General features: G+C 70.1%; 21 protein-coding genes and 3 pseudogenes. 13 read left to right on the forward strand and 11 right to left on the reverse strand.

Annotated features, from left to right (window positions below; genetic code table 11):
* Positions 1-92: 92 nt before the first annotated feature.
* Positions 93-1,439 carry a glycoside hydrolase family 6 protein gene (locus DMB42_RS33960; RefSeq protein WP_125641085.1) on the forward strand — a complete coding sequence of 449 codons (1,347 nt, stop codon included), beginning with the start codon at positions 93-95 and terminating at the stop codon, positions 1,437-1,439.
* A 120-nt stretch (positions 1,440-1,559) separates the two neighbouring features.
* Complete coding sequence (locus tag DMB42_RS33965; RefSeq protein ID WP_125641087.1) at positions 1,560-2,540, forward strand: LLM class flavin-dependent oxidoreductase; 981 nt, start codon at positions 1,560-1,562, stop codon at positions 2,538-2,540.
* A gap of 10 nt (positions 2,541-2,550) precedes the next feature.
* Here DMB42_RS33965 and DMB42_RS33970 read toward each other — a convergent pair whose 3' ends face one another.
* Both DMB42_RS33970 and DMB42_RS33975 read right to left on the reverse strand, forming a co-directional pair.
* Positions 2,551-3,009 carry a hypothetical protein gene (locus DMB42_RS33970; RefSeq protein WP_125641090.1) on the reverse strand — a complete coding sequence of 153 codons (459 nt, stop codon included), beginning with the start codon at positions 3,007-3,009 and terminating at the stop codon, positions 2,551-2,553.
* A complete protein-coding gene (locus DMB42_RS33975; protein WP_125641093.1) occupies positions 2,993-3,691 on the reverse strand; it encodes a PAS domain S-box protein in 699 nt (232 codons plus the stop codon). Before DMB42_RS33975 ends, DMB42_RS33970 begins: the two co-directional genes overlap by 17 nt.
* Positions 3,692-3,966: 275 nt before the next feature.
* On the opposite strand from DMB42_RS33975, the gene DMB42_RS33980 reads away from it, so the two are divergent.
* A complete protein-coding gene (locus tag DMB42_RS33980) occupies positions 3,967-4,404 on the forward strand; it encodes a GNAT family N-acetyltransferase (RefSeq protein ID WP_125641096.1) in 438 nt (145 codons plus the stop codon).
* Here DMB42_RS33980 and DMB42_RS33985 read toward each other — a convergent pair.
* Positions 4,388-4,978 (reverse strand): shikimate kinase, encoded by a 591-nt coding sequence (locus DMB42_RS33985; protein WP_125641099.1) that lies wholly within the window; start codon positions 4,976-4,978, stop codon positions 4,388-4,390. The two genes, DMB42_RS33980 and DMB42_RS33985, sit on opposite strands and share 17 nt — an antisense overlap.
* Positions 4,979-5,053: 75 nt before the next feature.
* On the opposite strand from DMB42_RS33985, the gene DMB42_RS33990 reads away from it, so the two are divergent.
* Together DMB42_RS33990 and DMB42_RS33995 are read left to right on the forward strand one after the other, a co-directional pair.
* Positions 5,054-6,079 carry an ATP-binding cassette domain-containing protein gene (locus DMB42_RS33990; protein WP_125641102.1) on the forward strand — a complete coding sequence of 342 codons (1,026 nt, stop codon included), beginning with the start codon at positions 5,054-5,056 and terminating at the stop codon, positions 6,077-6,079.
* The gene (locus tag DMB42_RS33995) at positions 6,076-6,912 is read left to right on the forward strand and encodes an ABC transporter permease (RefSeq protein WP_125641105.1); all 837 of its coding nucleotides are present in this window, start codon (positions 6,076-6,078) and stop codon (positions 6,910-6,912) included. The genes DMB42_RS33990 and DMB42_RS33995 overlap by 4 nt, the downstream gene beginning before the upstream one ends.
* A 1,680-nt stretch (positions 6,913-8,592) precedes the next feature.
* On the opposite strand, the pseudogene DMB42_RS55350 reads toward DMB42_RS33995, so the two are convergent.
* Both DMB42_RS55350 and DMB42_RS56445 read right to left on the reverse strand, forming a co-directional pair.
* Positions 8,593-9,963: pseudogene (locus DMB42_RS55350) on the reverse strand (ATP-binding protein); the annotation flags it as partial.
* 144 nt (positions 9,964-10,107) lie between these two features.
* Complete coding sequence (locus tag DMB42_RS56445; protein ID WP_125641251.1) at positions 10,108-10,428, reverse strand: bacterial transcriptional activator domain-containing protein; 321 nt, start codon at positions 10,426-10,428, stop codon at positions 10,108-10,110.
* Positions 10,429-10,451: 23 nt separating this feature from the next.
* On the opposite strand from DMB42_RS56445, the gene DMB42_RS54405 reads away from it, so the two are divergent.
* The 3 genes and pseudogenes from DMB42_RS54405 to DMB42_RS55360 form a co-directional block, all read left to right on the forward strand.
* Positions 10,452-11,156 (forward strand): FAD-dependent monooxygenase, encoded by a 705-nt coding sequence (locus tag DMB42_RS54405; RefSeq protein WP_221762475.1) that lies wholly within the window; start codon positions 10,452-10,454, stop codon positions 11,154-11,156.
* A pseudogene (locus tag DMB42_RS55355) lies at positions 11,153-11,203 on the forward strand (hypothetical protein); the annotation flags it as partial. The gene DMB42_RS54405 and the pseudogene DMB42_RS55355, both read left to right, overlap by 4 nt.
* Before the next feature lie 71 nt (positions 11,204-11,274).
* Positions 11,275-11,541 (forward strand): annotated as a pseudogene (locus DMB42_RS55360) (hypothetical protein); the annotation flags it as partial.
* A gap of 24 nt (positions 11,542-11,565) precedes the next feature.
* Here DMB42_RS55360 and DMB42_RS34015 read toward each other — a convergent pair.
* Both DMB42_RS34015 and DMB42_RS34020 read right to left on the reverse strand, forming a co-directional pair.
* Positions 11,566-12,564, reverse strand: coding sequence for a hypothetical protein (locus tag DMB42_RS34015; protein WP_125641108.1), 999 nt, complete (start codon positions 12,562-12,564; stop codon positions 11,566-11,568).
* Between the two features lie 109 nt (positions 12,565-12,673).
* Positions 12,674-14,437, reverse strand: a complete 1,764-nt coding sequence (locus DMB42_RS34020) for an AAA family ATPase (RefSeq protein ID WP_221762477.1) — start codon at positions 14,435-14,437, stop codon at positions 12,674-12,676.
* Between the two features lie 59 nt (positions 14,438-14,496).
* Between DMB42_RS34020 and DMB42_RS34025 the strand changes: the two genes are divergently transcribed.
* Positions 14,497-15,825, forward strand: coding sequence for an SDR family NAD(P)-dependent oxidoreductase (locus DMB42_RS34025; RefSeq protein ID WP_260478111.1), 1,329 nt, complete (start codon positions 14,497-14,499; stop codon positions 15,823-15,825).
* A gap of 4 nt (positions 15,826-15,829) precedes the next feature.
* Here the strand turns inward: DMB42_RS34025 and DMB42_RS34030 are convergent, their stop codons facing one another.
* On the reverse strand, positions 15,830-17,392 hold the full coding sequence (locus DMB42_RS34030) for a hypothetical protein (protein WP_125641114.1): 1,563 nt from the start codon (positions 17,390-17,392) through the stop codon (positions 15,830-15,832).
* 11 nt (positions 17,393-17,403) lie between these two features.
* Positions 17,404-18,822 carry a DUF2201 family putative metallopeptidase gene (locus DMB42_RS34035; protein ID WP_260478112.1) on the reverse strand — a complete coding sequence of 473 codons (1,419 nt, stop codon included), beginning with the start codon at positions 18,820-18,822 and terminating at the stop codon, positions 17,404-17,406.
* 56 nt (positions 18,823-18,878) lie between these two features.
* Here DMB42_RS34035 and DMB42_RS34040 point away from each other — a divergent pair, with 56 nt between their 5' ends.
* Complete coding sequence (locus DMB42_RS34040) at positions 18,879-19,391, forward strand: hypothetical protein (RefSeq protein WP_125641120.1); 513 nt, start codon at positions 18,879-18,881, stop codon at positions 19,389-19,391.
* A gap of 689 nt (positions 19,392-20,080) precedes the next feature.
* Here the strand turns inward: DMB42_RS34040 and DMB42_RS34045 are convergent.
* Positions 20,081-20,449, reverse strand: a complete 369-nt coding sequence (locus DMB42_RS34045) for a DUF427 domain-containing protein (protein ID WP_125641123.1) — start codon at positions 20,447-20,449, stop codon at positions 20,081-20,083.
* A gap of 323 nt (positions 20,450-20,772) precedes the next feature.
* On the opposite strand from DMB42_RS34045, the gene DMB42_RS34050 reads away from it, so the two are divergent.
* Both DMB42_RS34050 and DMB42_RS34055 read left to right on the forward strand, forming a co-directional pair.
* Positions 20,773-21,168 (forward strand): OsmC family protein, encoded by a 396-nt coding sequence (locus tag DMB42_RS34050; protein WP_125641125.1) that lies wholly within the window; start codon positions 20,773-20,775, stop codon positions 21,166-21,168.
* A 135-nt stretch (positions 21,169-21,303) separates the two neighbouring features.
* On the forward strand, positions 21,304-21,594 hold the full coding sequence (locus DMB42_RS34055) for a tyrosine-type recombinase/integrase (RefSeq protein ID WP_260478118.1): 291 nt from the start codon (positions 21,304-21,306) through the stop codon (positions 21,592-21,594).
* Positions 21,595-21,642: 48 nt separating this feature from the next.
* Here the strand turns inward: DMB42_RS34055 and DMB42_RS34060 are convergent, their stop codons facing one another.
* Positions 21,643-22,344, reverse strand: coding sequence for a DUF6461 domain-containing protein (locus tag DMB42_RS34060; protein WP_125641128.1), 702 nt, complete (start codon positions 22,342-22,344; stop codon positions 21,643-21,645).
* A 731-nt stretch (positions 22,345-23,075) separates the two neighbouring features.
* On the opposite strand from DMB42_RS34060, the gene DMB42_RS34065 reads away from it, so the two are divergent.
* On the forward strand, positions 23,076-23,555 hold the full coding sequence (locus tag DMB42_RS34065; RefSeq protein WP_125641131.1) for a hypothetical protein: 480 nt from the start codon (positions 23,076-23,078) through the stop codon (positions 23,553-23,555).
* Positions 23,556-23,772: the final 217 nt, after the last annotated feature.

Below are 23,772 nucleotides of genomic sequence, written 5' to 3' on the forward strand. Positions count from 1 at the left end.
TCGGCCGCCTTTCAGTGAGGGACAGGGGCTACCTACGATCCAAGACAGCCGTGGGAGCGCTCCCACTCCCACCCTACGGACGGAGTAACCTCATGTCTCGCAGAAGGCCCGCGCTCGCGGTGCTCCTCGCCGCCACCGCCATGGCCGCGGCGGGGGCGGTCGTCCTCGCCTCGTCCACCGCCCAGGCCGCCGACTCCGCGTTCTACGTGGACCCCACGACGAACGCCGCCAAATGGGTCGCCGCCAACCCGGGCGACAGCCGTACGCCGGTGATCAGGGACCGGATCGCCGCCGTGCCGCAGGGCCGGTGGTTCGCCAGCTACAACCCCGCGACCGTGCGCGGCCAGGTGGACTCCTACGTCGGGGCCGCCGCGGCGGCCGGCAAGATCCCGATCGTCGTCGTGTACGACATGCCCAACCGCGACTGCGGCGGCGCGAGCGCGGGCGGCGCGCCCGACCACGCCTCCTACCGGGCCTGGATCGACCAGATCGCGGCCGGGCTCGGCGGACGTCCGGCGACCGTCGTCCTCGAACCCGACGGGCTGGCCATCATGACCAACTGCATGAACGCCGCCCAGCAGGCCGAGGTGAAGGCGTCCATGGCGTACGCGGGCAAGAAGTTCAAGGCGACGTCGTCGCAGGTCAAGGTGTACTTCGACATCGGTCACGACGCTTGGCTGTCGGCCTCGGAGGCCGCGTCCAGGCTGAACGGCGCCGACGTCGGGGGCAGCGCCGACGGCATCGCGCTCAACACCTCCAACTACCGCGCCACCCCGGGCCTGGTGTCGTACGCCAAGAGCATCATCGCGGCGACCGGCGTCTCCGGGCTGAAGGCGGTCATCGACACCAGCCGCAACGGCAACGGCCCCGCGGGCAGTGAGTGGTGCGACCCCGCCGGCCGGGCCACCGGCATCTGGAGCACCACGAACACGGGTGACGCGGCGATCGACGCCTACCTGTGGGTCAAGCCGCCGGGCGAGGCCGACGGGTGCATCGCGGGGGCGGGGCAGTTCGTGCCGCAGCGGGCGTACGACCTGGCCATGGCCGCGCCCTCACCCACCGCCACCCCGACCGTCACCCCGACGGTGAGCCCGACCGTCACGCCCACAGTGACCCCGACGGTGACCCCGACCACGGGACCCGCGGGCTGCTCGGCCGCCTACAAGGTGACCAGCCAGTGGCAGGGCGGCTTCCAGGGCGAGATCACGGTGAAGAACACCGGCTCGGCGCCGACCGCAGGCTGGAAGGTCCAGTGGACGTTCCCCTCCGGCCAGACGATCACCCAGCTCTGGAACGGCAACCTGTCCGGCAACGCCACCGTGACGAACCTGAGCTGGAACGGCGCCCTGGCCGGCGGCGCGACGACCACGTTCGGCTTCCTCGCCAACGGCAACGCCGCGACCAGCACCCCGTCCGCGCTGGCCTGCACCGCGTCCTGACGCCGCCCACGTATCCCTCGCCCCCGCGTGCCCGCGCGGGGGCGTCCGGGGAAATAAGCGGAGCCCCGCTACGGTTGCACTGCCCGATGGCCACCGTCCAGGCGAAAGGGCTCGTTCCCCATGACTTTTCCACTCTCCATCCTTGACCTGGCGCACATCGGCGAGGGAGAGACGGCGAGCGAGAGCCTGGCCGCCAGCGTGGGCCTGGCCCAGCGGGCCGAAGAGCTGGGATACCACCGCATCTGGTACGCCGAGCACCACAACATGCCGAGCATCGCCTCCTCGGCCACCAGCGTGCTCATCGCCCATGTGGCCGCCCACACCCGGACGATCCGCCTCGGAGCGGGCGGCATCATGCTGCCCAACCACTCCCCGCTGACCATCGCCGAGCAGTTCGGCACCCTGGAGACCCTCCACCCCGGACGCATCGACCTCGGCCTCGGCCGCGCCCCCGGCAGCGACCAGCAGACCATGCGCGCCCTGCGGCGCACCCCCGGCGCCGCCGACTCCTTCCCCGAGGACGTCCTCGAACTGCAGGGCTACCTGGCCGGCGAGTCCCGCATCCCCGGCGTCGACGCCACGCCCGGCAAGGGCACGAACGTGCCGCTCTACATCCTCGGCTCGTCGCTGTTCGGCGCCCAGCTCGCCGCCGCGCTCGGGCTTCCGTACGCGTTCGCCTCGCACTTCGCGCCCGACGCGCTGGAGCAGGCGGTCGCGCTCTACCGGCGCGAGTTCAGGCCGTCGGCGCAGCTCGCCGAGCCGTACGTGATCGCCGGGGTGAACGTGATCGCCGCCGACACGAGCGAGGAGGCGCAGGAGCAGTTGCTGACGGCCAAGCGCTACCGGGTGAGCCGGTTCCTCGGACGCGGGCGCACGTTCACGCCGGAGGAGGCCGACACGGTGCTCGAATCGCCGGCCGGGCAGCAGATCCTGCAGATGATGCGCTACTCGGCGGTCGGCACGCCGGCCGAGGTGGAGGACTACCTCACCCGCTTCGCCGGGCACGCGCACGCCGACGAGCTGATCGTGGTCTCCTCCGCGCCCGACAGGAAGGCGTGGCTGCGCTCCATCGAGCTGCTGGCCGCCGTCCACGGCCTGTGACCGGCCGGCCCTAGTCGGCCGAGCGCTGCGGCCCCAGCCGGTGGGGCCCGGTCAGGTCGGACGGCGGCGCCGGCGACAGGCCCGCGTCCACGAGCTGCGAACGCAGCACGAGCACCGTGCGTTCGAGGGCGCGGATCTGGGCCTGCAACCGGCGGATCTGGTCGCGCATGGCGACCGAGCTGGACTGCTCGGTGACCAGCTCGGCCCCGAGCTGGCTGGCCTGGCCCTGCATCCTGCTCATCTGCTTCTCCATCTGCGCCAGGGCGTCCTCGTAGATCGTCTTGGCGCGGATGAAGGCTTCGGCGTCGACCTTGGAGCGTTCGACCTCGGCCTGGTGCTCGACCTGGAGCAGGGCGCTCTGCTGGGACTTCTTGCTGGCGTCGGTCGCCGACCGGAAGGCCAGATAGGCCACGCCGAGCGGCACGATGCCGACGCCGAGCTGGACCAGGATGTCACTCAGGCCGGACATGAGGGCCTCCCAACGGGCGGATCACCCCTGTGTAGGTGACGCCGTCGTCGCTGTGCCAGACGTTGACGGTCAGGCCGATCGCGAACTCGCTGCCGTCGCGATGGAGGCCGACCAGCGGGATGATGCGGCCGGACAACTCGGAACGGCCGCTGGAGAGCACCCGGGCCAGCCCGTCGGCATGGCGGGTGCGGAAGCGCGGCGGCATCAGGATCGTCAGCGACCTGCCGACCGCCTCGTCGGTGTCCCAGCCGAACATGGCCTCGGCCTGGGGGTTCCACGACTGGATCGTGCCCGAGGCGTCGGCCACGATGACGGCCGTGGACGCCGGTCTGCGGCTGCCCGGCAGGCGGTCGAGCACGACGGCCTCGGGCCAGGTGGCGATCAGCGCGATCCAGCCGCCGAAGGCCAGCCAGACCGCCCCGCCGACCCAGCCGCGCGGGTTGTCGCCGGTGAAGGTCGAGATCAAATAGATCAGCCCGTACGACAGGAGCAGCGCGGTCGCGGCGGCGAAGGCCACCCGGTCGGAACGCATGAACGCCTGCGTCAGGCAGAGCATGCCGAGCGCGCACCAGACCACGGCCCAGGCGGACAGCGGCGCGACGACGGCCAGCGAGGCGTAGCCGGGGGTGGCGCGCTGGCCGTCGGGCACGAACGCCAGCGAGGCGGCGATGGCCAGGCTCACCAGGCCGACGAAGGTCAGGGAGGCGCCCCGCCTCCCGACGCGGCGGAGGACCCGGGTGATGGTACGGCGAAGCCGGGGCGTACCGACAACGTGTCCATTACTCACAGTGGCCAGATTAATGCATTTAGTTAGCCTTCGATGAGACTAACGTGCTCGTGGGCCGCTCCGGCGTGGCTCGGTGGCCAGAAACGGTACAGAAACGGTGCGAATTGTTGGGCGCCTGTCGGTGCCTGTCCGAGATCTCCCCTGGAGGCCGGGTCGGTAGGCTCCGGGGCATGGGTGTTGAGGTGGAGATCGTGCGTGAGGTCGATCAGGAGCTGGTGGACGCCTTCGAGGTGTTGTTGCCCCAGCTTTCCGCGTCCGCCGGGCCGCTGGACCACGCGGCGCTCGACCGGGTCGTACGGAACGAGGCGATCACCATGCTGACCGCCCGCCTGGACGGCCGGATCGTCGGGACGCTGACCCTGGTGGTGTTCCCGGTGGCGACCGGCATGCGGGCCCGCATCGAGGACGTGGTGGTCGACGCCGCCGCCAGAGGACGCGGGATCGCCGCCGAGCTGACCCGGCACGCGCTGCGCCTGGCCGGGCAGGCGGAGGCGCGTACGGTCGACCTCACCTCCCGCCCCGACCGCGCGGCCGCGAACCGCCTGTACGAACGCCTCGGCTTCCGAACCAGAAACTCGACGGTCTACCGCTTCACCGGCGACCGCTAACGCCCTCACACCTGACCGACAGACGCCTGATGGTCTGCTCCGGATCCTCTTCCCCGGTGTGCAGGACGATCGTCGCCAGGGTGTGATTCCCCGGGGCGCGCACCCACTCGGCGAGGAAGTCGTGCCCGTCCGCGCTGATCCAGTCGGTGCCCTTCGCGGCGAGGCTGCGTCGCCGCAGGACCTCGACCGAGCGCTCCTCGTCAGGGGAGGGCAGCACGAGCACCACGTGATCGACGGGGCGAAGGGCGGCCCGGACGCGGTCGAACAGGTCGGAGCGCGTGTAGTGGCTGTGGCCCGCCCCGAACGAGACGATCGCGTCCGGGTGGTCGGCCACCACGCGTTCCACGGCATGGGCGCGTGCCGGTTCCCATTCCCGCTCGGCCGCGACCCTGCCCACCTCCCGGATCCGGGCGCGTAGCCGGTCCATGGTCCACCCCACCTCGGCGTAGTAGCTCTCGCCGAGCGCGTCGATGTCCACGAAGGCTCTGCCGGTCGCGGTGGCCAGCCCGTCGCCCAAGGTGGTCTTGCCCGCCGCGGCGGGGCCGATGAGGATCATCCATGGTGGTCTGCGCATGCGTCCATCCTGCTCGGCAATTCGGTGAAACCTGGTCGAGGGTGGCGTGAAACCGGGGTCCGCGACAGTTGGGGCATGAGCATCACAGAACTCGGACGCACCGAAGGCCGTCCGGCCCCGGTCGGGGACACCGAGCTGGCCGTGCGCGCGGAAGGGCTGGTGAAGACGTTCGGCTCGCATCGGGCCGTCGACGGCATCGACCTGGACGTACGCGCCGGCGAGATCTTCGGCGTGCTCGGCCCGAACGGCGCCGGCAAGACCACCACACTCCGCATGCTGGCCACCCTGCTGAAGATCGACGCCGGACGGGCCGAGATCTTCGGGGTCGACGTGGCCGGCAACCCCCACGTGATCCGCCAGCTCGTCGGCGTCACCGGCCAGTACGCCTCCGTGGACGAGAACCTGACCGCCCGCGAGAACCTCTGGCTCTTCAGCCGTCTCCAGGGCATCGCCAAGCCGCGCGCCCGGCGCATCGGCACGGAACTGCTGGGCCAGTTCGGCCTGGAGGACGCGGCCGACAAGCCGATCGCGCAGTTCTCCGGTGGCATGCGCCGCCGCCTCGACCTGGCGGTCAGCCTGATCACCAGGCCACCGCTGATCTTCCTGGACGAGCCGACCACGGGCCTCGACCCGCGCACCCGCGGCCAGATGTGGGACGCCATCCGCGACCTGGTCGCCGACGGCTGCACACTGCTGCTGACCACCCAATACCTGGACGAGGCCGACCAGCTCGCCGACCGCGTCGCCGTCATCGACCACGGCCGCAAGGTCGCCGAGGGCACCCCCGACGAGCTGAAGAGCGCCGTGGGCAACTCGACCCTGCAACTGCTGCTCGCCGAGCCGGACGAGGTGCCGGCCGCCGTGGAGATCGTACGGCGGGTGCTCGGCTCCGACCCGGTGCTCAGCCCGGAGCAGGGCCGGCTCAATGTCGCCCTCGACCAGGCCGACCTGGCCGCCGACGTACTGATCGCGCTGCGTACCGCCGGGGTGTCGATCTCCTCGGTGAGCGTGGCCAAGCCCAGCCTGGACGAGGTGTTCCTCGTACTGACCGGCCACGGGACGGACGCGGACGACGCGACCGGCACGGAGGAGAACCGATGAGCACCATGATCGCACCCACCCGCGAGAGGGTCCGGGCCGCCGACCGCGTGGAGGCCGCCCGGCGGCGCGTGTCCATGGGGGAGACCGTCGGCCAGACCCTGTCGATGGCCTGGCGGGCGCTGAAGAAGATGCGCCGCAACCCGGAGCAGTTCTTCGACGTGGCGTTCCAGCCCATCCTGTTCACCGCGATGTTCGCCTTCGTCTTCGGCGGCGCGATCGCCGGTGACGTGCAGAGCTACCTCCCGCTGATGATTCCCGGCATCCTCGCCCAGACCGTGCTGACGACGTGCATGGCCACGGGCACGCAACTGCGCGAGGACATGGAGAAGGGCGTCTTCGACCGGTTCAAGTCGCTGCCGATCGCCCGGATCGCGCCGCTCGCCGGACCGATGGTGGCCGACCTGCTGCGTTACACGATCGCGGCCACCCTGACCTTCGGCATGGGCCTGGTGATGGGCTACCGTCCGGGCGGCGGGGTGGGCGGCGTGCTGGCCGCGGTCCTGCTGGCGATCTGCACGGGCTGGTCGCTGGCGTGGATCTTCACCTGGGTCGGCACGATCGCCCGGAGCGCCCAGGCCGTGCAGGGCATCTCGATGATGATCCTGTTCCCGTTGACGTTCCTGTCGAACGCGTTCGTCCCCGTCGAGACCCTGCCCGGCTGGCTGGCCGCGTTCGTCCGGGTCAACCCGGTCTCACACCTGGTCACGGCCACGCGGGACCTCGCCAACCACGCCCTCGTCAGCGGCGAGGTGGCCTGGACGCTGCTCGCGTGCGCGATCGTCATCGCGGTCTTCGCGCCGCTGTCCGTACGCAGCTACAAGCGGCACATGTGAGCCCCGGCGATGACGGCCGAAGACCTGCCCGACGTGCCGCCGTGCCTCGTCGAGCAGGTCGACGGCACGCCGGTCGCGGTACTCGGCGCGTACGGCGGCGAGCAGGCCCGGGGCGGCCCGCTCGGCGTACGGTTCGATCCGCTCGAAGCTCATGCTCAGCATGGCGTTGCTGTACGCGAACCGTTCGGCCAGCACCAGCAGCCCGATCGCGTCGCGCGGAGCCATGGCCTCCCGCAGCAGCCCCCAGGCGCCCAGCGCGAACAACATCGCCCCGCACACCGGGAAGTCGAGGACGGGGTTGTCCACGTCCAGCACGTCGTAGCGCTGGACGGCGGCGTACAGCTCCTCGCCGTACCGGATGTCCTGCGGCCCGGCGTGGTAGGCGTACGCCGTCAGGGTGACCGCCTCCGTGACGATCATCCATGGCGTGTACTCCACCGGCGGCAGCCCGGGCAGGCGCAGGTCGCGGGCGCGTTCGACGGCCCTGCGGTACTCCGCGAGCGCGGCGGCCGTGTCGCCCCGGGCGAGGGCGAGCTCGGCCGCGCACATCGAGCCCATCGACACCCCGCCGAGCACCGCCTCGTTGTCGTTGATCCGGGTGATGCGGGCCAGCTCGGCCTCGGCGGTGTCGAGGTCGCCGTCGGCCAGCGCGGCGAGCAGCAGGACCGCGTGGAGCTGGGTCTCGTCCTCGACCGCGCCGAGCCGGCTCAGCACCGGGATCGCCGTCCGCGCGTGCCGGACCGCCCGCGGGCGGTCACCGAGCTGCATGGAAAGGTGGGCCAGCACGGTGTGCGCGATCGCGCCGAACCAGGGCCCCTCGTCGCCGCGGAGCATCACCAGGGTCTGCTCGGCGGCCTCGGTCGCCTCCTTCACCTCTCCCGCGTTCTCCAGGAAGTGCACGCTCGCCTGCGTCGCGGCCAGGGCCACGTCGTGGTCGGGGCTCCGGCGCAGCTCGGCCAGCAGCCGATGGGCGTCCGCCTGGTCTATCGCGAGCACCACCCTGCCCATGGCCGCCACGCGGGGGTCGGTCTCGCCGGTCTCGGGCAGCTCGCGCAGGAGCTCGTGCAGCGGGTCGCGGGTGCGGTCGGTCATGACGATGTTGTTCATCAGCGCGATCAGCATGGCGGCCCTGGTCACCTCGACGAGGTGCGGCGGCGGCTTCCAGTCGGTGACGACCTGGCTGATCGCCTCCCGGTGGACGAGGATGCGCGAGTGGTCGCCGCGGATCGACCACAGCGAGCCCACGCCGGCCAGCAACTGCATCGTCAGGACGGGATCGACCTCGGCGAGGGCCTGCCGGAGCAGGTCGGCGAGGTTGCCCTCCTCGGCGCGCAGCGCGTCCACCGCGTCGTACTGGGCTGGGCTGAACATCATGTGGGCGTGTTCGAGCGCGTACGCCGTCGCCCACTCCCGCTGCGCCGTCCGGGCCGACGCCTGCTCGCCGGCCTCCTTCAGCCGCATCTGCCCGAACTCCCTGACGGTCTCCAGCATCCGGTAACGCAGGCCGTACGCCGTCTCGCGCACGCTCAGCATCGACTGCTCGGTCAGCGCGTCCACGACGTGGAGGGCGTCCGGGCCGAGCACGTGTTCGGCCGCGGCCAGGGTGAAACCGTCGCCGAACAGCGACAACCAGCGCAACGCCTGCCGTTCGGGCTCGTCCAGCAGGTTCCAGGACCAGCCGATCACCGCGAGCAGCGTCTGGTGGCGGTCGGGGGCCGTACGGTTGCCGCCGCGCAGCAGGGCGAACCGGTCGGCCAGGCGCCGCGCGATCTCCTCCACCGACATGATCCGTACCTTGGCCGCGGCCAGCTCGATCGCCAGCGGCAGCCCGTCGAGGCGGGCGACGACGTCACCGACGATCTCCTCGTCGATCCGCACCCCGGCGCGGGCGGCGGTGGCACGCTGGCGGAACAGCTCGACCGCGTCGTCCGGGAGCAGCTCACCGAGCAGGTAGGCGCGTTCGGCGGGGATGGACAGAGGGGCGCGCGAGGTGATGAGCACCCGCAGGTCGCGGGTCGTCACGGTCAGGAACGCCACCAGGTCGGCGACGGCCTCGATCACGTGCTCGCAGTTGTCCAGGATCAGCAGCGCCGGAGCCTGGTCGAGATGCTGGGCGATCCGGGCGCGTACGTCGGAGCGCTGTTCGGCGGTCAGGACACGCCGGGCGCTGACCGAGTCGCGCACCCCGAGCGCCGAGCCCACCTCGCCCACCACGCCCTCCGGCGAGGACACGCCGACGAGCTCGATGAAGTGGGCGACGGGCTGGGCGGCGTTCCGGCCGACGACGTGAGCCAGCCTCGTCTTGCCCAGGCCGCCGGGGCCGATGATGGAGACGACCCGGTTGGTCTGCAACAGGGCGTGCACGGCGTGGATGTCGTATTCGCGGCCGAGCAGCGAGGAGCCGTCGAACAGGATGCCCGTGCGCACCGGGCGGTCCGCGGCGAGGAGTTCGGCGTACACGCGGGCCAGCTCGGGGCCCGGTTCGGTGCCGAGCCGGTTGATCAGGTCGGAGCGGTGGCGTTCGTAGCGCTCCAGCGCGGCGGCGGCGCCGCGTACGGCGGCCTCGCTGCGCAGCAGGCAGGTGAGCAGCTCCTCGTCCTGCGGCCGGTCGGCCGCGGCCGCCTCCAGCAGCGGCAGCGCGCCCTCGTGCGCGCCGCTCCGGCTCCAGGCGATCGCCGCCACCCGCCGGGCCTCGGCCGCCTGCCGCGCGGCGCCGCCGCGCAGCTCGGCGAGCGCGCCCGTGGCGCCGTCGGGGCCGCCGGCCACGAGGCCCATGGCCTCTTCGGCACGGCTGCGCGCCAGCGCCGTGTCGTCCTCGCCCAGCGCGGCCCGCGCCTGCTCCACCAGCGTGCCGAGCAGCAGTACGTCGACCTGGGCGGCGGGCAGCCCGAGCCGGTAGCCGCGCGGGATGCGCTCCACGACGTCGGGGCAGGTCGCCGCCCTGGTCCGTGAGACGACCACCTGGAGCGCCTTGGTCGGGTTGGCCGGCGCCTCGTCCGGCCACAACTCCTCGACCAGCCGCTCGTCGCTGACCCCCGCCCGCCCGCGCATGGCGAGCACGGCCAGCAGGGTGTGCGCGCGATCGCCCACCACGCGCGACCCCTGCCAGCGAACGCCGTCGAGCAGGACCAGTACGGGAGACACACCCTCAGCTTACGGACGATTCACCGGCGCGCGGGCCCGGCCGGAGCGTGCTCACACGGCCTTGACCCGCCCGGTCTCGAAGGGGTGAAGCTGCTGGATCACCGCCACGATGTCCGGCGCCGGAGGCACGCCGAGCTCACGCAGCAGGATCCCGCTGAACTTCTCGTACTGGCGCAGCGCGCTGCCGGGGTCGCCGCGGCGGGCGTGGATCTCCAGGAGGATGCGGTTCGCGCTCTCCGACCACGGCTCGGTCTGCCCTGCTGTTCGGTTCCGTTCGGCCAGAGCAGTCCGGCCGTCTGCGAGCGGGGCATCGGCCCCGTGATCGCCAGCGACGCGATCATCGTGGCACCCTTCAAGAGCCGTGATTACGATGAGGCGCGGATCGGCTTCGAAGCGTGCCCGAGGCGGACGGCGAGGTGGAGGTGCTGGTCGTCGGCGGCGGGCCGGTCGGGCTCACCGCCCGTGCGCTGCTGGATCGCTGGGGCGTGCGGGTCCTGCTGGTCGAAAGGCACCCCGAGCCGTCGCCGTTCCCACGGGCCCGGCTGGTCAACGTACGCTCGATGGAGATCTTCCGCCGACTCGGGCTCGCCGCCGAGATCACCGCCGACGCGTTCGCCCCCGAGTACGGCCGCATCCGCTTCCGTGACACCGTGCAGGACCACGACTTCGCCACGGCGGCGATGGCCGGGATCGACGCGCTGGTGCCCGAGAGCCCCGTGACCGGCGTGATCACTTCGCAGGACCGTCTGGAACCCGTTCTGCTCGCCGGTGCGACGTCACCGGCGCGCTTCGGGGTCGAGCTCGCCGACCTGGCCGAGGCGGACGGCGGCGTCGTGGCCCTGCTCGCCGGCCCCCGGCCCGGTGAGCGCACCCGCCTCCGCGCCCGTTACGTGCTCGCCGCCGCTGGTGCGCCCACCAGCCCGCCGGCCTCTACTTCACCGCGCACGGCCTGTTCGCGCCGCTGTACCCGGAAGGCGGCTGGGTCTGGTTCGTCCCCACGCCGCGCGACGCCGGGCCCGCCGACTGGCCCGCCCTCCTCACGCGCGCCCTCGGCGGCGGCGTACAGGCCGAGGTCGTACGGATCCAGCACTGGGAGATGAACGCGTTCGTCGCCGAGCGCTTCCGGCACGGCCGGATCCTGCTGACCGGCGACGCCGCGCACGCGATGCCCATCGTCGGCGGCCTGGGCATGAACACCGGCATCGCCTCTGGCTCACCCGCGACCGCTCGACGCTGGACACGTTCGGCGAATGGTTCACCGTGCTCACTCCGGACCCCGCCGCATGGTCACGTCAGGAGCCGTGGCCGCTGCACGTCGAGCCCCTTCCCGCCGAGCACGCCGACCTCTGCGGCCTCACCTCGCGCGGCGCCCTGCTCGTCCGCCCCGACGGCCACATCGCCGCCCACTGGCCCGACCACCCACCGACCGACACCACCCTCCGATCCGCCCTCACCACGATCACCGCCCTGCCGGGCCACAGCTGACAACCGGACGGCGGCTTCCGTCACTCAGCCGGTCGCCAGATCCTCGAAACCCAGCTTCAGCCAGCGGCGGCCTACGACGACGTGAAGCTCACTGCCTCGGCCCACCCTGGTCGCCGTTCGTGGAACCGGCTGTCCATCGGGCATGACCAGCCGGGCGGGACGATCCGCCAAGAGCGTTTCTCCCTGAATGCTCCCCGTGACCACCCTGTTCCGGTGCTCGCCGTATCCGCCGACGAGCACCACCCGGTCGTCGGCGACAACGAGCGCACGAGCGCCCTCCACCTCCGTGGACCAGCCGGCGATCGCGTCAGCTCGGACCCGCACGATCGGGAAGTCCATGTAGTAGTAGGCCCACGCTTCATCCCCGGTCACGTTCAATGCGTAGCAATCGGAGATCGCATCGAACTCGCCGTCGTACGGGTAACGCCACGCGGGATCCAGGTCGGGCCGAAAGCGGATCAGCCCGGGAGAACCGATGGGAGCCGGACCGTCTTCCTCTCCCCATCCGTGGTTTCCGTAGACGCCTTCGTCGAAATAGCTCACCCATATGTCGCCGGAAAGCGTCGTCTGAACGTCGGCAATTCCGTCTCCCAGCACGCCCGCCCGCAGGAGCTTTCCATCGGCGTCGTGGACGGCGGCATTGGACTCGGCCACCCCGTCACGCCAATGGCACCGCGCTCCCACCAAGAGCACGCCCCCGTCCGGCAGCGGCTGGACATGGCTGTGCGCGAGTGATTGCTCGGCGATGGAAACCGTCCTCACCAAATGAGGCCGGTACGTGGAGACATGCGCCGAGACCGGCGCGGCCGTGCGTGAATCGGCAAAAGATGCCCAGTCGGGGACGACAGTCACTGCGGTGAGCGCCTCGGCGTTCTCCCGCGTCGCCCACATGACGAGCAGTTCTCCCTCGGGACCCGCCGTCGCATTCACCAGTTCCGCGCCCTCGAATGGCGGAGTCAAATCCGCATGGTGCCGCAGCCGCACGGCAGCCGCCTTCTGCTTTTTCCCGCTCCGGCGTCGCATGGGGAAAACAGTATTCGTCGCGTGGCCGAATCACGACCGAAATATCAGGCGGCGCTCGCATCGAGTGGCGCGATTGCGCCTTGAGGGTCCGCGCATTCGCTGCCCGTGCTCAGCGGCCGGTGAAGACGTCGATCCAGAAGCGCTGGCGTTCGCCGTCCACCCCCATCAGGTAGGTGGCCTTGAGCTTGGGCGGAAGCAGGGGAGCTAGGCGGGCGGCGGTGCTCCGATGGGCGCGGAGCTGCGAGAGCTCGGCGTTGGCCAGGACGCGGTGCACGACGTCGCTCGCGTCCGTGCCCTCCGGGCCCTCGTCCGCCGCCCGGCGCAGCCGCTCGGCCCAGCCGTCCAGGTCATCGGCCAGCTCGCGGAGCCCGGTCACCTGCCGGTCGGCGAGCCTGGCCTCCAGGTCGGCGAGCGGGACGGGCGCGTACTCCCCGTCGCCCAGGTAGATCTTCGCCATCTCCAGCGGCAGCCCGCGTCCGTGCAGCTTGATCAGGCGTTCCAGGGTGCGCTTGGTGAGCCAGGCACGCCCTTCGTCGTCGATGTCGTTCTTCCACCACTCCAGTACGGTTTCGGCGACCGTACCGTAGCGCGCGATCAGCCACTCGTTCGCCGGGATGTCGTCCGGGCCGATGTCCAGGGAGACGGTGAAGCGGGACGCCTGCGCGATCGTGTTGCGCGCCACCAGCAACCTGCGACCCAGATGGTACGGCGGGTTCTGCAGCGCGACCTGCGCCTTGAGCCCTTCGATGCGCCGACCGGCCAGCGACCACTCCTGGGTGACCTCCATGAGCCTGGCGAAGGCCGATCTGTCCTTGGGCCGGTTGTACTCGTCCCACACGATCGCCTTGGGCTCCGGGCCGACGAAGATCCCGGCGAGCAGGTTGTCGAGCGTGCCGTCGGGGGTGGGGAGCGGCACCCAGAGGTCCTCGACGTTGGTGACGGGCAGCGAGAAGTAGATCGGATCGCGGCCCAGCTCCTCCCGTACGACCTCCTTGACCACCTCGGTCTTGCCGCACCCCGGCGGGCCCTGGATCAGCACGGCCCAGCGCCGCCGTAGCGCCTCGCGGACGACCCGCCGGACCGCGTCGGGCAGGTGGCCGGGGGCGGGCACGTCCGCGCCCGCCCGGCGCAGCTCCGCGACGATCTGCTCCAGGACGCGCGGCGCCTCGTCCGGGCCGGGCGTGCCGTCGGCTCGCGGTACGGCCAGGCGCAGCCGCTCGCCGTTGACCAGAGGCAGACCCCAGTGCGGCGGCAGGCCGGCCAGCGCGCAGTCGAGCACGTGCTCCAGGGTGCGCGGGGAGAACCGTTGGCGCAGCTCGGGCGGCAAAGTGGCCCAGACGCGGAAGACCCCGGACAGGTCGGTGCCGCGGAACTTGCGGGAGAGCGCCTGCCGCCAGGCCGTGTCGGCCGCGGTGATCCGCAGCGTGGTCATACGGTCGAGGATCGCGAGGTCGGTACGGCGTGCGGCCGTCTCGTCCGGTGACTCGTTGTCGGTGAGGAAGACGCCCGCGCAGCCGAGCGCACGCAGGTCGTGCTCGCCCAGCGTCCACGAGGAGGCGATCTGCATGAGCTGCGACTGGATGGTGTCGCCGGCCTGCAGGGAGTCGTCGATGAGCAGGACGAATGGGCGGCCGGGCTTGAGCCGGCTCATGATGAGCTGGCGCAGGACGAGCCGGCCGTTCTGCCGTACGGGGGCGTTGACGAGCAGGTCGTCCGGGGTCAGGTTGGCGGCGGGCACGTACACCAGCCGGTATCTGTCCCTGAGGTGGGAGAAGAACGTCGAGGTCTTGCCGATGCCGTGCTCGCCGAAGACCTGGCCGGTCATGCCCAGATCGATCATCGCGTCGATGAAGTCGGCCAGCTTCGACGTCACCTGTGTTCCTCCCATGGATCCCAGTAGAGCGGGACAGACCCAGCAATATCATCAGATTTGTGCGCGACGATGATCTGCAGGCGTGCCTGAGAGTGCTCTCCGAACTGGCCGAGGCGCCTGCGGGGGATCCCGATCTCGTGCGCGTCCAGCACGCGGTCGGCACCTTCGTCAGGAGGACCCGGCACAACGAGCGGGCCGGGAAACGGCGGCGGCTCACGGAACGGGACGCGGCCGCGCTCGCCGGCGGGACCGCTCCGCCCGCCACGGCCCGCGTCGCCGGCCCGGCGGGAGAAACTGTCGCCCTGCCGGCCGCACCCTCGCGTCGCATCGACGGCCTGACCAGGTGTTACGCCTGCAAAGCCCACTTCCGTGAGGTGGACGAGCGGTACGAACGGCTCTGCCCCGTCTGCGCCGAGGAGAACAGGCGGCGCCGCACGGCTCGAACGGACCTCACCGGCAGCCGCGCCGTCGTCACCGGCGGCCGGGTGAAGGCCGGGTTCGAGCTGGTGCTGAAGCTGCTGCGGGACGGGGCCGCGGTGACCGCGCTCACCCGGTTCCCGCAGGACGCGCGCCGCCGCTTCGCCGCCGTGCCCGACTCCGGGGAGTGGGCCGACCGGCTCACCGTCACCGGCATGGACCTGCGGGACATCCCCGCGGTGGTGCGCTGGTGCGACGAACAGGTGGCCGCCGCCGAGCCGCTGGACATCCTCGTGAACCTCGCCGCCCAGACCGTACGCCCGCCCGCCTCCTCGTACGAGGCCCTGCTCGCGGGCGAGGACGCGAGCGAGCTGACCACCGGACTGACGACCGGACTGACGACCGGACCGACGACCGGACTGCCCACTGGGCAGGCGTCCCTGCCGGAGGGCACGGTGGACGTCGCGGGCCTGCTCCCCGACCCCTCGCCGGACAACTCCTGGACCCGGCTGGTCCACGAGATCGACCCGGTGGAGCTGCTGGAGGTGCAGCTCATCAACGTGACCGCGCCGTTCCTGCTGATCGGCAGGCTGCGCCCGCTGCTCGTACGCTCACCACGACCGCGCAGGTACGTGGTGAACGTCTCGGCCGCCGAGGGCCAGTTCGGCCGCGTGTACAAGGGGCCCGAGCACCCGCACACCAACATGGCCAAGGCCGCGCTCAACATGCTGACCCTCACCAGCGCCGCCGAACTGGCCGCCGTCGGGGTCTATCTCACCAGCGTGGACCCGGGCTGGTTCTCCGATCAGCAGCCTGACCCGGATCGCCGCCGCCGGGCCGCCGCCGGGTTCCGGCCCCCGCTGGACGTGGTGGACGCCGCCGCCCGCGTGTACGACCCGATCGTGCGCGGCGAGGCCGGCGACCCGCCGTACGGATGCCTGCTGAAGGACTACCGCGTCGCGCCCTGGTGAGGTGTCAGCCGGCGACCGCGCCCGCCGTGGCGAGCAGTTCGGGTAGGGTGCCGACGAAGCCGTCCTGGAGCAGCCGCAGTGCCACCATCCACGCCTCGGGACGGTTGCCGAGATGCCGGTGGACCAGCTCGGCCAGCCGGCGCAGCACACGCGGATCCGGCAGCACGCCGGGCCGGGGCGCGAGCACGGCGTCCGGCGTGACCATGGACAGCACCTCGTCGGCGGTCAGCTCGCCGTGCCACCGCAGCGCGGTGGCCGTCAACTGGCCGTAGAGCGCCTCGGCGTCCCAATGGGCCCGCACGCCCGGGGTCCGCAGGCTCCGGCGGGTGCCGGAGCCGGTCTCGTCGACGACGAACGGGCGCAGCGGGATGTCGCCGTCCCGGTCGAGCAGCGCGCGGACCGCGGCGACGCCCCGCAGGCCCGGCAGCCACAACGACTCCGCGTACCGGTCGAGCGCCTCGGGCGGCAGGCCGGCCACGATCTCCTCGGCGGTGAGCGTGGCCGCGACGAAACCGTTCCCCGCGACCTTCACCAGCGCGGCCGCGCCGACCGCCGGAAGGCGGTCGCGGACCAGCGCGAGCAGCGCGGGCGACGGGCTGGGGACGAGCGGCGCCAGCTCGGGATGGTCGGCCACGGCCAGGAGCAGCAGCTCCTCGGGCACGTCCGCGCGCTGGGCCATGAGCCTGGCCGCCCGGTAGGGCAGCGGCCCCTCGCGCCGCCGCCGCTCCGGCTCGTTGTCCAGCAGCGCGGCCCAGTCCACCCGGGGGATCGCCGGGTGCCGCCGGTGGACGAGCGTGCGGGCCGGCATCCCGCCGTCGGCCCGCGCGCAGGCGGCCGCCACGGCCAGTTCGGCGGCCGAGCGCAGCCGTTCGGGGCGCCGTACGCGCTCGCTCAGCTCGCGCAGGCGCGCCGCGCCCTCCTCGCCGGTCAGCGCCGCCCGCACGTACGCGCTCACGCTCGGCTCCGACTCGTCGGCCCCCCAGCGGGTCTCGGGCAGCACGTCCTGCTCCACCAGCTCGGCGAGTTCGGCGGTACGCCCGGCGTCCAGCAGCGTCCGGCAGGCCCGGATCGCGCCGTGCTGGTCCGCGCCCCTGCCCAGGCTCCGCAGGGCCCGGGCCGCCGTGTCGGGGTCGGCGGCGTGGAGCAGGAACGACTGGTGCCTCTGGGTGACCGCCGCGTCGAGCACGTCCGAGGAGAACGGCAGCGGGGTGACGCCGTCGTGGCGGGAGGTCTGGTGCGCGAGCTGCCTGAGCAGGTTGCGCGGCATCCCGGGGGTGAGGAACAACTGGCCGTTGACCTGGGGGTCGTCCAGGTCGAGCAGCCGGCCGACCAGGCACGTGCCGGGGGCGAGGAGCGCGTACGCGGGCGGGAGCCGCTTCCCGCCCGGACGGCGCAGCATGGCCTCGGCGACGACCCGGTTGAGCAGGCCGTAGCTGACGGAGGCGTTCTGGGTGAGCGGGTCGCCAAGAAGCGTGTCCACCTCGTACGGAGCCGCGAAGCGCAGCAGACCGGCGGCGCAGGCGCGGATGTCGAGGGCCCGGACGGAGGTGACGGTCGTGGCATTCACGATCCGACACGCTAGGGGCTGAGATCATCCGGCGCCACCGGGCGTACGCGGTGGCAGGCCATCGGCGGCCGGTGCCGGTCCGGCCAGTCGTCGCCGCCCGGAGTGATCAGCCAGATCCACCTGTCGGGCTCGGCGGGCGTGATGGGCGGGGCATGACCGTCGGTGAGCACGATCACCGCGTCCGGATGGTCGTCGATCCGCTCGCCGTTAACCGCGAGCCGGCCTTCTACGTAGTCACGGACGAGACCGAAGTCCGTCCCGCCACCGCCGTGCACGCTCTGGCCCGGACGGAACGGCATGATCGCGCCGTCGAAGCTCAGCCAGCGTGCCTCCGTCCCGTCCACCTGCCCGACCAGGTCGGTCACCCATCGCACCACCGGATCCGGCATCGATCCCGAGGTGTCCAGGGCGATCACCAGCCTCTTCACCCGCTCCGGACCGCGCCGGGCCAGTACGGGATCATGCCCCAGCGCGGCCAGCAGCGCTCCGCGCTTCTTCGGGTAGATCAGCCGCTCGCCGGGACGGAGCTTGGAGGCCAGCACGTCCACCAGCCACTGCTGCCACCAGTGGACCCGGCGGGTGGCGACGGTGTGGCCGCGCAGGGCGTGCGCGCCGAGATCGCCCCAGAGCCGGTCGGCGCGATCGCCCGCGCCCCGGGTCCGGTCGAGCAGGTCGAGCAGTTCCCCGCGGGCGAGCGCGCTGCCGCGCCTGGCCGCGATCAGCACGCTGCGCAGCACGTCGGAGCTGATCCTGTCCACGGTCTCCTGGTCGAGCGCATCGCCGTCCAGCAGGAGGTGCACGCAGACCGGACCCGGCACGGGCGGGTTCCGCATGCGGCGCAGTTCCCGGTAGACGTCCATGTCCGTGGCCACGAAGTCGTCGTAGGGGAGCCAGTCGAGGCCCTGCTCCTCCAGGTCGTGGCGATAGGCGCCGTGGATCGCCGCAGGATCGACGCCCACCGGCTCGCCGTCGATCTCCGGCAGCCCGTCCTGGCCCAGCCGGACCATGGCGACGTGGTTGATCGTCACCTCGCAGGCCAGCGTGAAGACCTGGTCGTCACGCAGGACGGGATCGGCGAAGAGGTGCCGCTGCACCAGATGACGGGCTTCGTGGAACAGCACGAAGCGCACACCCTCCAGCCCCAGGGCGACGAAGAAGTCGGGGTTGTAAAGGAGCAGGCAGGTGCCGTCGCCGGAGGCGAGCACAGCCGCGGTGTCCACGGCCGTGGTCGGGATCTGGTGGGAGCACTTGCTGTAGATCCAGGACGCGATCGTGCTGTGCGTCATGCCGAGATCGAGCAGCGCCTGCTCCTTCAGCCGCCGGGCCCGCGCCACGGTCTCCTCGTCGGCCGGCCGCCAGCGTTCCAGGGCACGACGGTCGCCCAGCTCCACCACCGGAAGCCGCACCCTGGCCCGTTTCCCGTACACCACCGCCCAAGCGTGGCGGAACCAGCCACAGCTCATCAAGCGACGCCTATTGTCGGAACGTGCAGGAGGCGCTCACGTATCTGGACCAGACCTTCATCAACTTTCGTGAGTTCCTCTTCGCGGATCACGCGCATCGCTGGGTCGACATCAAGCGCTTCGCCATCTCTCATCCGGATGTCGGCGATGCCCACTTGCTGACGGAGCTGATCGGCCACGAGCAGTTCCGGGACGACTATGCCGGAGGAGGAGTCGAGGCCGACGGGCTTCGTCACGGCCCCTACTGGCTGCGGAACGTGAGCCCGGCCGCATACATGCGCGTGGACGAGATGAGCACGGACACCGTCCTGCGCGACTGGGCGACACAGTTCGGCCCTCTTCCTGCGGCTCTGTCCGCTCGGCTGGAGCACGAGGTCCATCCGCTCGTAGCAGGAGCTACCGAGAGATACCGGCTCTCAGGTCTCGGTCGTGAGGCATTTCATGACTGGGGTGGGGTTCATGCCGACTTTCACGAGCTGGTTCTCATCGACCGCCCCGCCAAGATCTTGTCGCTCCTGGTCGCCGCCGACGACTGAGCGCGTGCAGCCAGCTCTCCGCGGCTGAGGCGACGGCGATGGCGGCCCAGCAGATCATCGCCTCGGACACGGCAGGCCCTCCGAGATCACCCCTGCTACGTACGTCCAAACCTGTGGCCGGCAACCCGCGTCAGCAAGATTGACTGGGTTCGCGGGCTGCACGCAAGTTGGCCGAACTGGGCTGCTGTGAGATCGAGCCGGGGCTGAGCGAGGCGGAGTTCGACCGCATGGAGCGCGACTTCGGCTCCGAGTTCGCTGATGACCACAGGGCGTTCCTCTTGGCCGGGCTGCCGGTGAGACGGCAACCTCAACCCGGTGTCACTCGGAAGCAGCCGCAGCTGGCTGGTCCAAGCCCCTACCCTCGCCCCGCTCTACGAACACCGCCATCTACCCGCCGGCCACGGTACGCACGGACATCCGATGTTGTCCGTCTTCCAGACCGACAACATCTTCTACGGCACCGATTTGGCCGACTACATCACGAACGAGTTCAGAAGAACAGGCCGGTCGATCAGAGAAGACCGGATCCCGCCACCGCTTGTTCCCTTCTGGGGCCGTCGATCACGCTCAGGGTCCATACCCACGTGATCCGCGCCGCTGAAGCGTCAGCCGCCGACGTCTTTGCCGAGGCGATCGGTGAGGAACGAGGGCGCGTACCAGGGCCTGTACAGACTTGAGATCAGCGACGCTTACGCACCCTGCCCATTCACCTCAAGGGTGACGCCCGGCTTCTCCGCCCAGAAGGCGAGCCGTCCCGCGATCTGCTCGACCCGTTCGAACGGCTCCGGGTAGGACCAGACCACGTCTTCGGCCAGATCGTCACCAGTGTCCACCGACCAATAGACGGCATCACCCTTGAACGGGCAGTGCGACGTCGTCGTCGACGACCGGAGCAGATCCATCTTCACATCGTCTGGCGGCAGGTAGTACCGCGGTGGGCAGCCTGTCTCGGTGAGTACGAGCGGCCGGGAGGAGATCGCGACAACCGAGTCCTTGACCCGTACCACGACCTGGTCCGACGCAGCCGTGACTTCGATGTCATGTCCTCGTGTCTTCATATGGCAATCCCATCAAACATCTCCGGTTATGGCCAATGTCACCGGCCACGCGCGATTCGTCCCGGCATGTTCGCGTCGCTCCCGCTGTGCGGCAGCACGAGAGGGCGTGCTTCGCGGGCACGCCATGTGGCGAAGATGCCCCGCGTATGACATGAGCGGACTCCGAGCCGAACGGACGCGTCCTCCACCAGACGGCCCAGCCGCATGAGCGGCTGTCCCCGTGTGAGGGAGTGCCGTGTTGCCGTGTTGCCGGTTGGCGGCTACGACGTGTAGGACGGCTCTTGTCGTCACGTCCGTACGCCCGAGGTGCCGGGAGCCGAATCATGGATGACCGTTTCAACGTGATCGTGAGCGCAGGATCGCTGAAGGTGACGGACGAGCATGCGGTGCATTTCCCTCATCGGTGGACGCCCGAGGGCGTGAGCGTCAGGGCGGACTTCACCGGAGGACATCTCCTTCACCTCGCAGCGGCGGGATGCGTCCTCAACGACCTCTACCGGGAGGCCGCCGCACTGGGAATCGAACTCCAAGGAGTACGCGTTTCCGCAGCCGGCGGCTTCGACACCGAGAGCTGGCGATCAACCGGGATCACCTACACCGTCGACGTCACCTCCACTGCTCCAGCCGAGAGCATCGCCCACCTGATCGACGTCGTGGACTCCGTCGCCGAGATCCCCCGCGCCATCCGACAGGGTACGACCGTGCAGAGGATCAGCTAACCGACCACCCAGGAACACGACCAACGAGGACTTCCGCACTGCTCCGGCGGCACGAACACGCGGTCGGCGACACAAGGGCGGGGATGGCGCGAGCCTGTTCACCCGGACACACACAGCTCGCTCTCCCCGATTCTGATCAAGCGATACAACCCGGCGAACCCTCGTACGCCGTCGCCCCAGACACGGCTTCACGACCTACGCCACATCCATGCCACGACCCTGCGCTTGGCCGGCGTCCCCGTCCATGTCGTCGCTGCCCGCCTTGGCCACGCTGACCCATCGATCACCCTCCGGGTCTACGCCCACGTGATCCGTGCGGCGGAGGCCTTGGCCGCCGAAGTCTTCACCAAGGCAATGGACGAATGGCAGGCGCATCCGGCCATTGTCAGCATCGATTGCCGATGTGCGAGACCGAAGAGCCCCTGAGACGGCATGTCTGTCCAGAGGCCTTCTGCTGAGCTGGGTTACCGACCCTCAGCCGTTGTGCTTGTCGCGGATCACGTAGCGGGTGTGAGTCCCGCTCATCCACTCTCTGTCAATCTCCCTGCCCGTCACTCTGCCAACAAGCGTCAGGGCCGACGCGAGGCAGGTCGCCATCGGCGGACTGTATCCGCTGTGAGCCAGGGCAATGAAGTCCTGCCACTCCTCGGGGATGTCTTCATCTCCGTAGTCCTGCCCTCTCTCAAGCCGGGCCTCTTCCCATGCGCAGTACTCCAGCCAGTCCGGCGGTAGGTCGGGATCGCTCTCCCAGTTGGAGTCGTCCAGGTCGAACTGCAACCCCTGAGCATGGTGGTCGAGCGCCTGAGGATCGCTACCCCAGCGCTCTCCGGGGACGGTGACACTGAAGCCCGTAACGTATTCGCCGTTGACCGTGTACACCAGATCGCGCGGCCCGTTCAGGTCCCAACCCACCTTCAGCGCCCGCCCGCCGTAGGAGAGATCTCGCAGAGCCTGGTCGCAATCGAACCCCCGCACCTGAATGATCTGCGTCCAATCCGCCGTGACCGGGCCTGCCCAGACAACCCCCGCATCATCATCAGCGGGCAGCCCACGCAGGACATTCGCCCAGGTGCACTGGATCGAGTGATCCATCTCCGGGACCGATGCCCCCAGGCGTCGGGCGGCCTCCCACACCTCCAGACCCTCCACCCACACGGACATGAACCACTCGCCCATGTCATAGGACCGGACGAGATGCCAAAGACGCTCAGACCGCCGCATTCCTACCCCCTGCCCGTTCAACGCTCGCTCCCGAGGCGACTCAAGCGGCTACCCCGACAGTCCATGATCGACGCCGCGCAGCGGCTCTCGCGACCCGGGTGAATGCTGGGCCAGGCGGCCGGATCGGCTTCCTCGGTAGGGACATCAAGCAGCAGCGGGAGCCACGCTGCTAGCAGAAGTGTTAGCAAGATCCCTAGATGGTCCTGACAAACAGAAAGGCCCGCTCCCAGGGAACCCTGGTTGCGGGCCTTTCGCATTTGTGCGGCCGGAGGTACTCGAAACCCCAACCTTCTGATCCGTAGGGAAGGGCAGATCCTCGTCAGCGGCCTCCCGCGCTGGTGAAGCGGTAGACGCGGGGCGGTGCTGCGCGGTCGGATGTGACGGTGTTGCTGTATGGCGCTGCTGTACAGCAACACTCTCCGTGGTCCAGGTTCACACGCGCGGGCGTACTGTCCGCGACGCAAATTGCGGGTGGAGACGTTGTCAAGAGATGTGCTCGTAGTTGCCGAAAGGACAGTGTCCTGCCTCGAACGAATGTGTAGTCCCCATGGGCTGGGCAACCTACGGTGGCAGCATCCGGCGCCTTGAGAGGAGGGTCCGTGGACGGTGAGCCAGTCATGACGGGGAGAAACGAGATGACGCGACCCATCTACCGTGAGGCTAGTTGTTGCGCTACCTTTTTGTCCATGTCGATCCAGCTTATGTCTGCGCTCATCGGACTGGGCGGCGCTCTCATCGGTGCAACGGCAGCCATGGCTGTCGCTCTCATTAACCATCGTATGAAGACGCGACAAGACCTACGTGGGCAGCTAATCGATGGCTTCATTGAGTCTCTAAAAGGGGACACCGTGGCAGCGCTGGCGGGTACCAAGCTGCAAGCTGCACGCATTGGTGACCGGGAGTCGCTACGTAAGTACTACGAAGCGGATAACGTCTACGAGGTAGTGGACGCAATGCACTCGATCTTGCTGAACGCCATGAACGCAGAGCGGTCTGCCCAGAATCTTCAACCGCTTGAACTATGTGACATTGACCATCTGGTTCTTTCCCCTGAGTCGGCAGCGCAGCAGCAGGCGTGGAGGAAATCTCCATCTACTTTTGTGGTTGACCCCTCATTGAGAATTGGGCTTGATCGAACAAAGGGGCAAGTTGAATCGCGCGGTTGAGACCTGAGAACATCCGCGAAGCGTAAACCGCGCAATCTTGCCCCTTATTCAGAGATAAAAGCGGCTCGAGCTGGGGTATGTCACTGGGGTCAGTGAACCTTTTTCAGGCTCCGCAGCGAGCGCCCTGGTCACAGCATGATCGCGATGCCGGTGTCCGGCCGGTGACGTGAAGAAGCTCCTGGTAGACGGGTTGATCACCACAATCCACACCGTCGCA

The organism is Nonomuraea sp. WAC 01424, from assembly GCF_003947315.1.
GTDB lineage: Bacteria > Actinomycetota > Actinomycetes > Streptosporangiales > Streptosporangiaceae > Nonomuraea > Nonomuraea spiralis.